The organism is Candidatus Limnocylindrales bacterium (genome assembly GCA_035559535.1).
Taxonomy (GTDB): domain Bacteria; phylum Moduliflexota; class Moduliflexia; order Moduliflexales; family JAUQPW01; genus JAUQPW01.
This window is the reverse complement of sequence record DATMBG010000037.1, coordinates 82,602-98,196: the sequence shown is the minus strand read 5'-3', so window position 1 is coordinate 98,196 and position 15,595 is coordinate 82,602. Positions and strand designations below refer to the sequence as shown.

The 15,595-nt window shown below is 44.8% G+C and carries 16 protein-coding genes; 3 read left to right on the top strand and 13 right to left on the bottom strand.

Annotation, left to right across the window (positions count from 1 at the left end; genetic code table 11):
• Nucleotides 1-97: 97 nt before the first annotated feature.
• From gpmI to VNM22_12980, 4 genes are all read right to left on the bottom strand, one after another.
• Nucleotides 98-1,690, bottom strand: a complete 1,593-nt coding sequence (gene gpmI / locus VNM22_12995) for a 2,3-bisphosphoglycerate-independent phosphoglycerate mutase (GenBank protein ID HWP48075.1) — start codon at nucleotides 1,688-1,690, stop codon at nucleotides 98-100.
• A complete protein-coding gene (locus VNM22_12990) occupies nucleotides 1,687-1,980 on the bottom strand; it encodes a hypothetical protein (GenBank protein ID HWP48074.1) in 294 nt (97 codons plus the stop codon). The genes gpmI and VNM22_12990 overlap by 4 nt, the downstream gene beginning before the upstream one ends.
• Nucleotides 1,981-2,263: 283 nt before the next feature.
• Nucleotides 2,264-2,776 carry a thermonuclease family protein gene (locus tag VNM22_12985; protein ID HWP48073.1) on the bottom strand — a complete coding sequence of 171 codons (513 nt, stop codon included), beginning with the start codon at nucleotides 2,774-2,776 and terminating at the stop codon, nucleotides 2,264-2,266.
• A gap of 350 nt (nucleotides 2,777-3,126) precedes the next feature.
• Entirely contained in the window at nucleotides 3,127-4,080 is a 954-nt protein-coding gene (locus VNM22_12980; protein HWP48072.1) for a cysteine synthase family protein, read from the bottom strand.
• A 208-nt stretch (nucleotides 4,081-4,288) separates the two neighbouring features.
• Between VNM22_12980 and speY the strand changes: the two genes are divergently transcribed.
• Nucleotides 4,289-5,377 carry a deoxyhypusine synthase gene (speY, locus tag VNM22_12975; GenBank protein ID HWP48071.1) on the top strand — a complete coding sequence of 363 codons (1,089 nt, stop codon included), beginning with the start codon at nucleotides 4,289-4,291 and terminating at the stop codon, nucleotides 5,375-5,377.
• 115 nt (nucleotides 5,378-5,492) lie between these two features.
• Nucleotides 5,493-6,548, top strand: coding sequence for an AAA family ATPase (locus VNM22_12970; protein ID HWP48070.1), 1,056 nt, complete (start codon nucleotides 5,493-5,495; stop codon nucleotides 6,546-6,548).
• Between the two features lie 18 nt (nucleotides 6,549-6,566).
• On the opposite strand, the gene VNM22_12965 is transcribed toward VNM22_12970, so the two are convergent.
• From VNM22_12965 to pyrF, 7 genes are all read right to left on the bottom strand, one after another.
• Nucleotides 6,567-7,031 carry a PilZ domain-containing protein gene (locus VNM22_12965; GenBank protein ID HWP48069.1) on the bottom strand — a complete coding sequence of 155 codons (465 nt, stop codon included), beginning with the start codon at nucleotides 7,029-7,031 and terminating at the stop codon, nucleotides 6,567-6,569.
• A 9-nt stretch (nucleotides 7,032-7,040) separates the two neighbouring features.
• Nucleotides 7,041-7,787, bottom strand: coding sequence for a competence/damage-inducible protein A (locus VNM22_12960; protein ID HWP48068.1), 747 nt, complete (start codon nucleotides 7,785-7,787; stop codon nucleotides 7,041-7,043).
• Nucleotides 7,784-8,554 (bottom strand): TatD family hydrolase, encoded by a 771-nt coding sequence (locus tag VNM22_12955; GenBank protein HWP48067.1) that lies wholly within the window; start codon nucleotides 8,552-8,554, stop codon nucleotides 7,784-7,786. Before VNM22_12955 ends, VNM22_12960 begins: the two co-directional genes overlap by 4 nt.
• 310 nt (nucleotides 8,555-8,864) lie before the next feature.
• Nucleotides 8,865-9,890, bottom strand: coding sequence for an aspartate carbamoyltransferase (gene pyrB, locus VNM22_12950; GenBank protein ID HWP48066.1), 1,026 nt, complete (start codon nucleotides 9,888-9,890; stop codon nucleotides 8,865-8,867).
• A gap of 142 nt (nucleotides 9,891-10,032) precedes the next feature.
• Complete coding sequence (locus VNM22_12945) at nucleotides 10,033-11,097, bottom strand: amidohydrolase family protein (protein HWP48065.1); 1,065 nt, start codon at nucleotides 11,095-11,097, stop codon at nucleotides 10,033-10,035.
• 262 nt (nucleotides 11,098-11,359) lie between these two features.
• Nucleotides 11,360-11,980, bottom strand: a complete 621-nt coding sequence (locus VNM22_12940; GenBank protein ID HWP48064.1) for a hypothetical protein — start codon at nucleotides 11,978-11,980, stop codon at nucleotides 11,360-11,362.
• Nucleotides 11,981-12,091: 111 nt separating this feature from the next.
• Nucleotides 12,092-13,042, bottom strand: a complete 951-nt coding sequence (pyrF, locus tag VNM22_12935) for an orotidine-5'-phosphate decarboxylase (protein HWP48063.1) — start codon at nucleotides 13,040-13,042, stop codon at nucleotides 12,092-12,094.
• 266 nt (nucleotides 13,043-13,308) lie between these two features.
• Here pyrF and VNM22_12930 point away from each other — a divergent pair, with 266 nt between their 5' ends.
• The gene (locus VNM22_12930) at nucleotides 13,309-13,539 is read left to right on the top strand and encodes a KH domain-containing protein (GenBank protein HWP48062.1); all 231 of its coding nucleotides are present in this window, start codon (nucleotides 13,309-13,311) and stop codon (nucleotides 13,537-13,539) included.
• 61 nt (nucleotides 13,540-13,600) lie between these two features.
• On the opposite strand, the gene hflC is transcribed toward VNM22_12930, so the two are convergent.
• Nucleotides 13,601-14,509: a protease modulator HflC gene (hflC, locus tag VNM22_12925; GenBank protein ID HWP48061.1), complete on the bottom strand. Its 909-nt coding sequence runs from the start codon at nucleotides 14,507-14,509 to the stop codon at nucleotides 13,601-13,603.
• The gene (gene hflK / locus VNM22_12920) at nucleotides 14,506-15,585 is read right to left on the bottom strand and encodes an FtsH protease activity modulator HflK (GenBank protein HWP48060.1); all 1,080 of its coding nucleotides are present in this window, start codon (nucleotides 15,583-15,585) and stop codon (nucleotides 14,506-14,508) included. Before hflK ends, hflC begins: the two co-directional genes overlap by 4 nt.
• Nucleotides 15,586-15,595 lie beyond the last annotated feature (10 nt).

Sequence of the window (15,595 nt, the reverse complement as noted above, 5' to 3'; positions counted from 1 at the left end):
GGGGAAGGGGAGGGGCAGGAAGGAGGGCCTTAACTTAATGCCACTGCTGGTAACCCTCAACACCTTCCAGATCATGGCAAGATCCTTGTTCTAACGATTATCTTCTGATCAATGATTTCCCCGTCATCTCCGGTGGTTGAGGGAAATTCATGATCTCTAACAGGGTGGGGGCTACATCTGCCAGGATTCCTTCTTCTGCCAGAGAAACCCCTCGATATTTCTCCCCAACTAAAATGAACGGAACCGGATTGGTGGTATGGGCTGTATGCGGCTGGCCGGTTTCATAATCCAGCATCTGTTCGGCATTACCATGATCGGCGGTAATTAAGGTAATTCCCCCCTGTTGAAGGGTGGCCCGGGTCGTTCTTCCGATACAATCATCGGTCACTTCAATGGCTCGAACGGCAGCTTCCATAATTCCCGTATGCCCTACCATATCCGGATTCGCATAGTTGAGTACAATAAAGTCGTAACGACCGGAGTTAATTCTCCGGACAACCTCCTGGGTTATTTCATAGGCACTCATCTCCGGTTTTAAGTCATAGGTAGCCACCTTTTGAGAAGGGATCAAGCATCGATCTTCGTTGGGAAAAAGTTTTTCTTCTCCTCCGTTAAAAAAATAGGTGACATGGGCGTATTTCTCGGTCTCTGCAATGCGGAGTTGGACAAGACCAGCCTGACTTACCAGCTCTCCCATAATTTTGTGCAGTTCAACCGGCTTGAAAGCTACGGGAATATCAAAGGTCTCATCATACAGGGTCATCGAAACAAACATACCCAACTCGGGATGGACTTTACGTTCAAATTCTGAAAAGTCCTTTTGAATAAATGCACGGGTGAGCTGACGGGCACGGTCTGCACGGAAGTTGAAGAAAACAATTACGTCCCGGTCTCGAATCAGAGTCATCGGAGCAACCGGTTTACCCCCCTTCCCCATGGAGCCGATAACAGAAGGAATGAGAAACTCATCGGTCTCACCATGCTTGTAGCCATACTCTACAGCTTCTGAAGCTGTAGCAAAGTAACGTGGAACATCGGGAGTTCCTGCTTCACCGGTAACCATGGCCAGATATGCTTTTTGAGTTCGATCCCACCGCTTGTCCCGATCCATGGCATAGTAACGTCCCATGACCGTTGCTATCCGACCTGTCCCCAGTCGTGTTATAAAATCCTCCAACTGCTGAATATATCCCAATCCACTCGTTGGGGGAGTATCCCGACCGTCTAAAAAAGCATGGATATAAACCTGCTCGACTTTTTCTCTCCTGGCTAACTCAAGTAAGGCAAACAGGTGCTCGATGGAACTGTGAACTCCACCATCGGAAACTAATCCCATCAGGTGAAGCTGAGCCAACTTCGCTTTAGACATGGCTTGAAGTAAAACCGGATTTTGAAAGAATTCACCGCTTTTAATAGCCTTACTGATTCGAACCAAATCCTGATCCACGATCCGACCGGCCCCTATGTTGGTATGCCCAACCTCTGAATTACCCATCTGGCCTGAAGGTAACCCCACGCACTCCCCGGAAGCACATAAAGAAGTATGAGGATAGCGGGCTGTTAATTCATCCCAGTTAGGTTTTCGAGCCTGGGCAATGGCATTTCCCTCTGTCCTCGGATTAATTCCCCATCCATCCAGAATAATCAGGGTAATGGGCCTATAGGGTAGCTTGATTTCTTTTACACTCACGCGGTACCTCCTTTTTTGATAGAATCTTTAATTCTTTCCTTCTCTTTTTCCTTTTGCTGAATAAGATGCAGGATCTCCCCGATTTCCAGATAAAGCTTTTCTAACTCCGGGTCTTGAATTCGATGACGTAATTCCGTGTTATAAATCCGTTCTCCGATGGCGGCATAGGCTTTTTCAAGTCTTCTTTCAAGACCCGAGAGATCTACATTTAACTTTGCTATTTTTGCAAATTCCTTTCCATGCCCCGCCAAAAATCCGGCGGTCTCTTTAAAAGTATTTAGAAAACCCATTTAAAAGACCACAAGCAGTAAATAGCGGGTAGCAAGGGGTAAACGGTTATAAAACGGTAACGGTTCACCCCCGCCCCCAACTCTTTTTCCGCACTGTAATGCCCTACTCCATGGTTTAAACCAACCTAACAGGTTAGGTTACCTTCTCTCTTTGTTTCCTACTTTCTGTTTACTAACCATAAGAGCCTCCCCTGGATTGCCGCGATCTTAGTCTTCGATTTTAATATCTTCCCTATGAACTTCTTTGTCCGTATGTTGGTCTTGAAACAGAGGTGGCATTTATTTATACCCTTCTCGAATTGAGTTTTCTAAACTCCCAGGGGGGTTGTGGATTTTTTTGCTTCCACAGTCCCTTTTCCGCTTCCCTTGCCTTTTCTTCTGCTTCAAGATAGTCAGAGGCGTAGGCTCTTCCCAAATACTGCCGATAGGCCCAGGCGTAGCCTCGTTTGACCATTTCAAGACTTACATCTTGTTTTGTCCCATTTTTCAAAAAAACATGGCAAACTTCCCGGTTGTAAGTTCTCTCCCCGGTGGTTTCAATGTAGACTACCTTTCCATAAACTAAACGGGATAATTCCTCTAAAGCTTCCTCTCCATAGGGCTGTCCATTTTCACGCCTGTGGGGAACCTCCGGTGCATCAATTCCGTATAATCTGCACGTTATCGCCTGTCCATCTTCTCCCAGTACTTTAATGGTATCCCCGTCTTTGACTTCAACTACCTGCCCTTCTAAGCTCCGGGGTATTTTGGCTACCTGATCCTTTGAAGATCCGCGAGCCGATGGCCGTCGACCCATCGACCTTGTCGAATAATAGGAAACAACAAAAATAATTAAGATCAAGACCACATATATGATTCTTAATAACGTCCTGTTCACTCCATCCGCTCCAATTCCTCCTCCGCCATTTCCTCCCCGAAAGTCAACCAGCCCTGGATATCCCCTAACGTTTGCAGCTCTTCGGTTAAGGGAATGGATCGAGCCTCAATGGGGCCAGATCCTGAATATACTTACCCAAGGCTTCCTGAGCCTTTAGGTGTGAGTAAACAAGGGGCCAATATGGATCGTTTTTTCGGGGCTCCTTATCTATTTACCTTAGTAAGTAAAAGTATAATTCGATGACGGTCTATTTATCCCTTTCGGCAAATTCAATCAGGATATAAGTCCGTGCTTAAATACTTTAATCCGGTATCACATAAAATTGTTACAATGGTAGTTCCTTTTTCGACTTCCCTGGCCAATTTAAGGGCGCAGGCCACATTGGCTCCGGAAGAAAATCCTGCACAGATTCCTTCTCGAGTACCCAATAATCTGGCAGTTGTGATGGCTTCCTCGTCGGTTGCTGTAAGGAACCCATCGCAAAGTTCGGGTTGCCAGAGGGGAGGGATCAAGGCATAGCCGGCACCTTGAAGTTTATGTTTGGTGGTTTTGATTTCCTTTCCGGCTATGAAAGGGGTATTGGCCGGTTCTACGGCGTAAGCTTTAATCTTTGGATTATGTTTCTTTAAAGCGCGAGAGACTCCCACAAAGGTCCCACCTGTTCCTACAATGGCTACGAAGATATCTACCTTTCCTTCCGTTTGTTCCCAAATTTCTTCCCCGGTGGTAAACTCGTGGGCTTCTACATTGCTTGGATTGTTAAATTGATCGGGACGAAAGGCATTAAGTTCTTTAACCAGCTCGGCCGTTTTTCTATCCACAGCTTCCAGGTCTTCTTTAGAAACCTGACCGGGTCGATGGCCACCGACCTGGGGAACCAAAACCACTTCAGCTCCGAAGGCTTCCAGCATGCGTCGGCGTTCTACACTGTTCCCCTCGGACATAACTGCGATCATCCGGTACCCTTTTACGGCACAAACGATAGCCAAACCGATTCCGGTATTTCCACTGGTTAATTCCACTACTGTACCCCCTTTTTTTAATAATCCTTTCTTTTCGGCATCTTCGATCATCCGAAGGGCAATCCGATCCTTTATACTCCCTCCGGGATTATAGTACTCGACCTTAGCTAATACGCGCCCATTCAAACCTTCTGTAAGCCTATCCAAAGCCACAAGAGGGGTACGGCCGATGAGATCGAGTGCACTTAAAGCCACCTTCATGATAGTTCCTCCCTTTAATGAGTTATAAAGCCGCATTTGAGCCAGGAAATCTGATTAGAGGTTAATCTATTATCATAAAAAGGGATTTTCTATTGACGCTTTGCTCTTTAATTTTGTACTATGTTACATAACGTAAAACCTAAATCATAAAATGTAAAAGATAAATTATGGTTTCCGGCCATGTTCTATCTTTTATATTTTATTTTTGATGAAATCGAAAAGCAAATTTCTACGAGGAAATAAAATCGATCCACAACCTATTCATCCGTCCATATCCATTGTTGATCTTGTGGATAGGACTTTTATGGCTTATAACGCGGCCCGGCTTCGTGAGATCTGTCACCTGTTTACCCGGAAAATATTAGAAGACAATGTCACGGTAGGAATGAGCTTGACCGGTGCTTTAACGCCGGCCGGTTTGGGTATTTCATCGCTTATCCCCCTTATTACCCATGGGTTCATCGACTGGATCGTGAGTACCGGAGCCAATCTTTATCACGACATACACTTTGGAATCGGCCTGGATTTGTATCAAGGAACCCACCAGGTTAACGACGTAGTCCTTCGTCAGGAAGGGGTTATTCGCATTTATGATATTTTTTTTGATTACGAGGTACTACTTTCAACTGATGCCTTCTTCCAACAGATAATAACCGCTCCGGAATTTCAACGCGAGATGAGTACGGCAGAGTTCCATTATCTGGCTGGTCGCTATGTTCATGAACGGGAGAAGGCTTTAGGCCTTGGAACCAGATCCCTCCTTTCGGCGGCTTATCAATATGGGGTTCCCATTTATACCCCTTCCCCTGGAGATAGTTCCATTGGGATGAACATTGCAGCCAAAGCTCTGGAGGGAAATGGCCTAAAAATAGATGTTTCCAGAGATGTGAACGAAACGGCTGCCATCGTCCTAGGTGCTAAGCGCTCAGGGGGTAAAAGTGCGGTGTTTATTCTAGGGGGAGGATCGCCTAAAAACTTTCTGCTTCAAACCGAGCCTCAACTCCAGGAAGTTTTAGGTATTCAGGAAAAGGGCCACGATTACTTTATTCAGATTACCGATGCCCGACCGGATACCGGTGGACTTTCCGGCGCGACTCCCTCCGAAGCCGTGAGCTGGGGGAAGGTAAACCCGGATCAACTACCCGATACGGTGGTTTGCTATCTGGATTCCACGGTAGCCCTTCCCATTATTACGGCCTATGCAGTGGCGAAACATCCACCTCGTAAATTAAAACGACTCTATGACCAAAGGGAACGGTTACTGGACGAGTTAAAGAAAGGATATCTTTCTAAGTAAAGGCCAAAGGCTAAAGGTAAAAATGGAGCGGACCGGAGAGGAAGGGTTCAGAAGAAAATCGGCCTGATTTTCTTCCCTTGCTTTTTACTTTTGCCTGTGGCTCCGTGATTTTAATGTGAAAGTTCTCTGTACCGGAATAAGTTGTAGTGAAAAAGGCATTTTTATGCGTGAATTTCAGGAGTACTGTACCCGGCGGGGACAGCCTATCAGCTTCTTTGACATGGGAAGCCATATCCTGAATATTGCCAGAGAGCAGGGGCTCCCCCTGACTACAGAAAAGATTCTGGATGTCGATGAGAAAGTCTTGAAACTCATGCGTGCTCTGGCCCTCGAACGAATCACCCGAGAACTGGAGAAAAGCCCGGGGCCTTCTTTTATCACCATTCATGCCTGTTTTCGATGGCGGGGGTTGCTTCTTCCGGGATTTGACTTTAATAATCTGGATCGGCTCAGACCGGATATTTATATCAATATCGTAGATAATCTGGACGATATTAAGCGTCGGATGCAAGAAAATCCCCAGTGGAGGGATAAACTGAATCTCAACGAGATTAATGTCTGGCTGGACGAGGAAAAATTCATTACCCAGATCTTAGCAGAACGGTATAATAAACCCTACTATTTGGTATCCCGGCAGCATCCTCTGGATAATTTCTATGACCTGATTTTTTCAAATAAAAAGAAAGTCTATTTAAGCTATCCCATTACGCATATCGAACGGGAGTTCCCGGAGAAGATCGACAAAATTCGGGAATTCGGTAACTATCTCCGTAAATATCTGGTTCTTTTTGATCCTTTGGATATTAAAGACACCGATCTTCTTTTGAAGCAAAGTGATGAAGAAGGACAGAAAATCGAGTATATTGACAAAACCGAGGCAGAAAAAATTGAAACTCGGACGATCGATCGGGATTATCAGTTTATTTATCAAAGCGATATGATTATTGTTCTTTATCCAACCGAATATTTATCCCCGGGAGTATTGAGCGAAATGAATTTTGCCCATCGTTACAACAAAGACGTCTATGCGGTATTTCCCTATAATCCCTCCCCTTTTTTCTCTCGTCTGTGTACCCAGATCTTCAAGAATACCGGGGAACTGGTTGAAAATTTTAAAAAACTTGGGATTATTCCAGAAGGGGGAGTGGCCGCTCCAACCCTGGGATTCTAAAATTTAATTTTGAGCCATTTATCCGTAATTCTCTGCCAGGAATCGGAAAATAGCTCTCAGATCTTTTTCTTCGATCTCGGTAAACTCCACACTGACCAGCCAGGTACCTTCTTTAAAATCTCTCACCCGTACCACCCGTCCTTTGATTTGAATGGGGTTCCCATTATTCCGGAGGAGGTTAAGGACAACGGGAGTTTCTGGAGATGGCTTTTCCTTCATTTCAATACTTGCGCCTCCCAGGCTGATATCTCGAATAACTCCCAGTTGTTCGGCCTGGGTTTCATTTTCCCCATACAGGGAGTATTTAACCGATAAAATTAAATCCAATCGGGCATACTGACGTTTTTCGGTCTGAAGATGCTTATCAATTTCTGCTATAAGCTGCGCACACGAATCTCGAATTTGAGCCAGTTGTTCCGGCTGGGTATCAAGCATACGCTTGAGGGTGTTTATTTTATCTTGAATAGGGGTTGGGTTAGGCATATTTCAGAATCAGGGAAACCCTTCAACTCGCACAATAGCATCTGCCGGTAAAAGTGTAACGAGTTGACGAAAGGCCTGTTCAAGATAACTCTTATCTTTAGATTCTAAAGTTAACTTGACCTTATACTCAGCATTATTTAACTCAGGATAAGAACCCAATAAGAGCTGGGGGAAAGCTTCTAATAAACGATTCAGATGATGGGCGATATCGACTTCCCATTGATTCACAAAAACCTGTTTCATGAAAAAGGGTTCATCCAGAAACTGCTTTTTAATGGCTTCAAACTTTTTTCTAAGAATTTCCGGGATTCCCGGGAAGATATAAATGTTCTCTACGGTTACAACCGGAAAAATGAGCCCTTCATCTTTAATAAGTTGGGTACCTTCAGGTACCTCTGCCATCCTCAGTTTAGCCGGGTTCATGTCGGTCCCATAGAAGTCCTTTACCAGCTTTTCCAATTCCGGATGCAACACCACTTTTCTTCCTAACCCTCGAGCAATTCCTTCCATGGTTACATCATCATGGGTTGGACCTACCCCCCCAGACGTAAAAACCAGGTCGTATGATTGAGAGAAAAGGGAAACCTCTCTAGCAATAGCGTCCAGGTCATCAGGAATAACCGAAATCTTTTTTACCTCAACTCCCAGCTTCCGAAGCTCACGACATAAATAAGGCGAATTGGAATCTACCGTTTTACCTGAGAGGATTTCATTTCCTATGATAAGGATACCGGCACTTTTTCCCGTTTTTTTCATATTTTCAAGTTAAAAAATTTTAAAAAATTTTCAGAGGTGGCCTCTTCGACCTTTTCGACCTCGATATTTTTGATCTCTGCTATTTTAGCTGCCGTATAGGTGACATAGGCGGGTTCATTTCGTTTTCCCCGCTTAGGGACAGGTGCCAAATAGGGACAATCCGTCTCAACCAGAAGGTTATCCAGAGGAATTTCCTTAACAACGTCTCGTAACCAGGCTGCATTATGAAAGGTTACAATCCCCGAAATGGAGATATAAAATCCCATATCCATGGCCTCTCTGGCCAGTTGATAATCTCCAGAAAAGCAATGGAAGATTCCTCGCACATCCGAAGCTTTTTCAGATCGGAGTATCTGGAGGGTTTCTCCATGAGCCTCTCGATCATGAATAATTATCGGTAGATGAAGTTCTCGGGCGAGCTGAATTTGTCGGCGAAACACCTCCTCTTGAATTTCCGGAGGGGATAGCTGCCGATAAAAATCTAACCCGATTTCGCCGATGGCGACAACTTTCTCGGACTGGGAAAGGTTTTTTAAATCTGTATAGACCTCTTCGGTTACCTCTTTAGCCTCATGGGGATGGACCCCTACGGCTGCTAAAATCTGCGGGTATCGGAGGGCAATCTCAACAGCTCTCCGGCTTTCAACCAGATTGGTTCCAACGGTAAGAATCCACTCAACCTGATCCTGCCTGGCTCGTTGGATAACCTCATCTCGATCTTCATCGAATTGAGAAGCATCTAAATGTGCATGGGAATCAACAAGCAATGTAAAAACCTCCGTGGATAACGTAAAAAAGCTTAAAAGATTTTCCTTTAAAGGTCAAGGGATTTTTCTCTTTTGAGTTAAGAAAATTGCCTGAAACAGGCTTTTGACCTGGGATTTGTTTTTTGATTTAGAACATCGGTTCTCCAACCCAGGTTGTTGCCCTATTTACCTTATCATCCATAACCCGGACACAAAATGGACCGGGAGCAGTAACTTCGTCCAGACCTTTGATTCCTGTGGGAGACTTAAAAAGGGACGATTCTCAAACTGAGCCCGGTTTTTTACTTTTGTCATACCTCTACTCCTACCGCTAATAGCATTTAAGTAATACACTGGTTAACAAAGCCATTCGGATGTACATTCCATTTTCAGCCTGTTCAAAATACACTGCATGGGGACTCTCATCGACCTCTTCCGTGATTTCACCAACCCGGGGAAGTGGGTGCATAATAATGGCGTTTTCTTTTATTTTCTCCAGAAAGGCTGCATCCACCTTGTAAGAACCTTGTACCTGATGGTACAGATCTGGATCACTGAACCGTTCCTGTTGAACCCGCGTGATATAAAACACATCGGCTTCAAAGGCAACCTTTGAGAGCGAATCTGCTTCAGAAACCGAAACCCCCTTTCTTTGTAATTCCAGTAACAACTCTCTTGGCATCCGCAGGCTATCCGGAGAGACGAAAATAAGGCGGACATTTTTGAAAAGAGATAAAAGTTTCGCCAGGGAATGAACCGTACGGCCATGTTTCAGGTCACCGACCATAGCCACGGTGAGGCCTTCGAGGGTTCCAAACTTTTGCTCAATGGTATAGGCATCTAAAAACGCCTGGGTTGGATGCTCACCGACGCCATCTCCTCCATTGATAAGGGGAACCGGAGGTTGATGGGTCCGGAGTTTTAACTTCCGAATATAAGTAGCCGCTTTGAGCGCAGAACCCATTTCGTGATGGCGCAAGACAATCACATCGGCATAAGTTGCTAAAACCCGAACCGTATCCGCCAGGGTCTCGCCTTTGGATACCGAGGAGAACTGAACTCCCACAATATTATGAACTTCTCCTCCCAGTCGTTTCATGGCTATGCTGAAAGCCGCATCTGTTCGAGTACTTGCTTCATAAAAAAGGTTAACAAGGACTTTCCCATGTAAAAGGTCGATAGACCCTTGCTGTTCTTTAAGCGCTTTCATTTCTTGCGCCCGGGCAAACAGAATCTCTAAATCCCTTCGGGAGAATTGCTCAACAGAGAGAATATCTTTTCCGTAAAAGTGTCCATCTATTTTTTCCGGTAATACCGGTATCTCCGCTGGAGATTTAATATTTTCCTTTGTAAGCATATACACCTCCTTTTATAAGATAGTTAAAAGCGGAAAAGGGTTCCATAGTTTTTGGATAACCTCTTACTATATAAGGATAAAATATACACATGCGTATACTTATTTTATCTCTTATTAAGATTATTTATTATTTTATGGTAAATCAGTACAATATGCGCCCAAAACCTGGGGGCACCAGCACCTGTCCCTGTTCAAAAACGATTTGACCTCGAAGGGTTACGCGTCGGACCCTTCCGCAGACCCTCCAGTCTTGAAAGGGAGACCAACGGCATTTGGTTTTAAGTTCGGAGCCTTGAATAAAATAGCTTTCCTGGGGATCCACTTCTGTGAATGTGGTCGGATCTTGTTGAATCTTAAAAATACGAGAGGGATTCAGGAAGGTTAATTCAACCAGACGTTCCAGGGTCAATCGTTTTTCAAATACAGCCGTTAAAAGAAGAGGAAGGGTGGTCTCTAAACCCGGGACTCCAAAAGGGGGTTGAGGACTTTGCTTTTCAGCCAGGGTATGGGGCGCATGATCCGAAGCAACCAGGTCGACAACTGCCAGGTTTTCCCAGAGCGCCTGTTGATCTCGTTTAGAGGGCAGGGGGGGTTTCATAATGCCAAATCCACCGAGACTTTTAACATCCTCTTGAGTTAAAAACAAATGATGGGGGGTTACTTCGCAGGTAACAGGAAAGCCCTGCTCTTTTGCCTTTTTAATAAGCTCGATTTCGGATTTTTGGCTGATATGGCAAAAATGGACCGACTTTCGGTATAAATAGCTTAAAGCCAGCACCATGGCAACCGTGACCCCTTCTGCGTGGACCAGAATAGGTTTCTGACCGGGCCAGTGTTGAAAAATATTTAGAATAGCTTCGAGATCCTTTATAAGTAGAGGGCCCGTCGTTTGATTCAGGTAAAGCTTCAAACCTTTTACTTTAGCTTCAATTTGCTTATAAACCGGATAGTTTGAGGGAGACGCTCCGAAATGAAACCCTACATCGCAGACGATTTTTCGGCTCGCCAGGGATATTTTCTCGGAGAGGGCTTCTTCGCTGGTGATGGGATGGGGGTTATTGGGCATGTCTATAATAGCCGTATAGCCTCCGGCTACTGCCGCACAGGTGCCTGTAAAAAAATCTTCTTTCTCCGTACTCCCGGGATCTCGCAAGTGCACGTGGGGATCAATGAGTCCCGGGAGTTTTAGAAGGTTATTTTTACCCATAGCCTTTAAAACCCTGTCCAGGTACTTTCAATGAAGATTCTGTAGGGGGATACAGAGTTCTCAGAGGCAGGTTTTTTATAACCTAATCCCCTGACCCCCCCTTCCCGATGCGGGAAGGGGAAATCGGAGAGGGCCTTTCTTCCCCACTCTCCTCTTCCCTCCCAGGGGCGGAGAGTTGGAAGGGTTAGATCCAAAAAACCTACCCCAGAAAGCCTGGATCTCTGGGATTACAGCATTTAACAAGATGTCCTGTGGACCTATCCTAAGTACCCATCGCAAGATATCGCATAATTTCTTCATATCTTGCGGGCTCAAGCTGGCCCTTCTTTAAATAGTAACTCAGTAAATCTTTGAGCTTAAAAACTGCATGGAGACGATATCCGGCTGCTTCAAGCTGCTGAGCCCCTCCCTGTTCCCGGTCCACTAAGACCAGGACATCTTGAACGCGCAGTCCATTTTCTTGAAGAGCTTGAATAGCTTCAAATTTGCTATCTGCCTTGGTAATTAAATCGTCCAGGAGAAGAACCGTTTGCCCGGTTTGGAAGACTCCATCGATTCGGCGAGATAATCCATGGGTTTTTTCATCTTTTCTGGGAGAAATCATGGGAATTCCCATTTCGTAGGATAGAATGGCTACAAGGGGTGTAACAGCCGTTGGAATATCGGCCAGGAGGTCAAATTTTAATCCGATTATCAGTTCTTTAAAGACCTCGATGGTGTTTCGAAGGACCTTGGGAAAGGAACGGAGAATCCTCAAATCAATGTAAATGGGAGAAAGAGGGGCATCAGGGACTTTTTCATGAAGTTTGAGCTTAAAAGCTCCGAATTTAATGGCTCCGATTTCAAAAAGGTCCGAAGCCAAAATTTCTTGCTTTTCGGTCACAATGGAAGTGATGGGATCGATGAAGTTTAAAAAAATTTCCTTTAACCATGAGGTTTAACTCTAAAGCTAAAGGATATAATGTTTTCTTTATGTTGTCAAATTTTTTATACACTAAAATTCTCGACCTGTTAACTTAGCTAAATTAAGGCTTAATCTATACTGTTGGATAGCCTTATGGAGATTTTCGGTTTCTCGTCGGGCTGCCAGGGCAAAATCGGCTTCTGAAGAGGCAAAAATAATACTCCGTGAGGCGTTCACAATGAGTCCAGTACCCTTCGAATCCAATCCGGCTGCGAGGGCCTGGGTAAGTTCGGCACCCTGGGCTCCAATGCCGGGCAATAAAACAGGCAGATCTCCTGCGATCCGTCGGATTTCTTTAAGTTCTCTCGGGTAAGAGGCTCCTACCACAAGCCCACAATTCTGGTTACGATTCCATTTTGTTGCCACCTGATGGGCAACGACTTGATAAAGGGGTAACCTTTGCCCTTCTTTGAGGACCTGTAAATCTTGGAATTCTCCGGCCCCTGGATTTGAAGTTCGACAGAGGACAAAGATTCCCTTCTCTTTCCGATCCAGGAAAGTTTGAAGGGCTTCTTGTCCCACATAAGGATGAACGGTTAGAGCATCTCCGCCATAGATATCGAACATGGCTTTTACATAGGCGGCATTGGTATGTCCGATATCGGCCCGTTTAGCATCGAGAATAACGGGAACCTCGGGATAAGTAGCATGGATAAATCCCACTGTAGAGATAAGGGCTTCCAAACCCTCGGGTCCTTCCGCTTCATAAAAAGCTATATTGGGTTTATAGGCACAGACCAGGTCTCCCGTAGCTTCAATAATTTCCCGATTAAATTTTAAAAGGGTTTCCTTGACAGAACCTGCCCGGGCAACCTTGGGAATTTTCCCGAGCTCTGAATCTAAACCTATGCAGACAAAAAATCCTTTTTCCCATCGTCTCTCCAGAAGTTTTTGAAAGGATTCTCCCATACCTATGGGATATAGCCCTTTCAGGGTTTTGTCAAACCTTTTCTTGAAGGATTTCGGTTTGATTCCACTCAATTTTAAGATTTCTTATCAAAATCAAAAAAATTTTTTGAAAAATAGAAAATAGTCGGATTATAACACTCTGTATGTATTTTAACGACCGACTAATACGTAGTTATCTCTTATTTGCAAAAAATCCCTTGACATAAAAACAAGGTTATCCTAACCTTGACAAATTAAGAAGTTGTAGCTGTGTAGGTCGGTCAATAGTTAAGGTAGTGCCTAAGTTGGTGCAAGTGTTCTAATTCCTATCATCTCATAGGATAAGGAGGTACTTTCGGATGAAGGAGCTGGTTGAGTATATAGCTAAGTTGTTGGTGGATGAACCGGAGAAAGTTCAAGCGACGGAAGTGCAGAGTGAGAAAACGATTGTTGTCGAGCTTCGGGTAGCCCAGAGTGATATTGGAAAAATTATCGGAAAGCAGGGAAGGACCGCACGTGCTTTACGGACGATTTTGAATGCTGCCGGACGCAAAGTTGGAACCCGATGCATCCTTGAAATCTTAGAATAAGATTCTTTCCTCAAAAATTGCTGAAAAGCCTTTAAGCTCTTAAAGGGAGAAGTTTGTTTTTTTATTTTCCATGGTCTTCCTTATTGTTCGTCTGATTGTGCCGGGAGTCTGAATCCAGGTTAAACCGGGTTAAATATTTTAGAAACTCAGAATTCGGGGATAGCACAAGGGTTGATCTCTCTTTGAGGGACCGTTTGTAGGCTTCTAAAGTCCTGATAAAGCCGTAAAACTCTGGATCCTGCTGATAAGCTTCGGCGTAGATTTTAATAGCCTCAGCATCTCCCTCTCCTTTGATTTGTTGTTCTTTTTTATAAGCTTCTGCCAGAATAATGGCTCTTTCTTTATCGGCTTCAGCTCGTATTTTAGTTGCTTCCCTTGCCCCTTCTGAGCGGTATTGCTTGGCCTCTCGTTGGCGTTCTGTTTCCATGCGCCCGAAGATAGATTTTTCGTTTTCGGGGGGTAAGTCGGCTCGCTTAATCCGAACATCCACGATTTCAATTCCGTATTTAGATGCCTGTCGATTACTGTTCTCGGTTACCTTATCCATAATCTGGCTCCGCTCTTTTCCAATGATAGAGGCAAAATCGTGCATACCGAGTTCCGCTCTCAGCTCGGAGTAGATAATATCATCGATTCGGAATTGAGCACGGGCCTCATCCCGGACACTTTCATAGAACTTTTGAGCATCCTCAATGCGCCATTTGGCATAATTGTCCATGACAATCGCCTTTTTATCCCGGCTGATCACTTCTTTAGGAGCGGCATCATATCCCAGAACCCTATCTTCGAAGAGGGTAACCTGTTGAAGAAAAGGAACTTTGACATGTAAACCGGGCTCTGTCACTGTTTTTACAAATTTACCGAATTGGGTGACCACGGCTTGCTCGGTTTCATCCACAGTGTAAAAAAGGGAGTTTATCAGAATCAAGACGACAACAAGGAGAGCAATGGTACTCAGTGAACTCTTCATGGATTTCCTCCTTTTCTTTCCTCGGATGCATTTCCAACCGGATGATTCTCGTCTTTACGGTATTCTTCTTTATTGAGCTGGAGTATGGGTAACAATCCTTTTTGGGAAGTTTCATCGATAATGTACTTATCGATACCCGGTAAGATCTCATCCATGGTTTCGAGATACAACCGCTGCTTGGTGATCTCCTTAGCCTTTTGGTATTCCGTCAGAATCTGGCGGAATCGGGTAACATCCCCAAGGGCCCGGTTGATTCTCTCTTGCTTGTAAGCTTCCGCCTGCTGAATAATTTCAGCCGCCGCCCCTTCTGCTTTAGGAATAATGTCGTTTCGATACCCTTGGGCTTCGTTGATGAGTCGATTGCGATCTTCCCTTGCACTGGCTACATCTCGAAATGCAGCAAAAACCTGCTGGGGGGGATGAACATCTTGGAGCTGAACCATTTCGATGACGATTCCACTTTGGTATTTATCTAAAATCTGTTGAAGGAGTTCCCGGGTGCTGTTCTGAATATCTGTTTTCCCGGTCGTTAAAGCTTCATCAATGGTTCGATTCCCTATAATCTCTCGGATAGCCGCTTCGGCAGCATCTCGCACGGTTTTTTGTTGATCTCTCACGTTAAACAAATAGGCGGCTGCATCCTTAATTCGATATTGTACAATGACATCGATATCGATAATGTTTTCATCTCCGGTGAGCATGAGGGATTCTTTAGGTACATCCTGATATTTGGCCGGGGGGCCCGGATCTATGGTCCTAAAGCCGATTTCTTCGCGTTTAGCTTCTTCTACTTTGGGAGTTGCTACCTCTTCGATGAAGGGAATTCGATAATGTAAGCCCGGACTGACGATCCGGTTGAGTTTACCGAAACGCTTGACCACTCCCACCTCACCCAGGTTCACCTTATAGACTCCGGCGGCTATAAAAAGTCCCAGAACCACCACCAAAATAATTACCAGATTAAAAGTTTTCGGCCAGAACACCCGGGGTAAATCTAAACCGGGTAATTTAAACTCGGGTTCTTCATCAAAATCCCCTCCAGGACCTCGTCTGGGATTTCTGTCTTTCCAAGGCATAATCATTCCT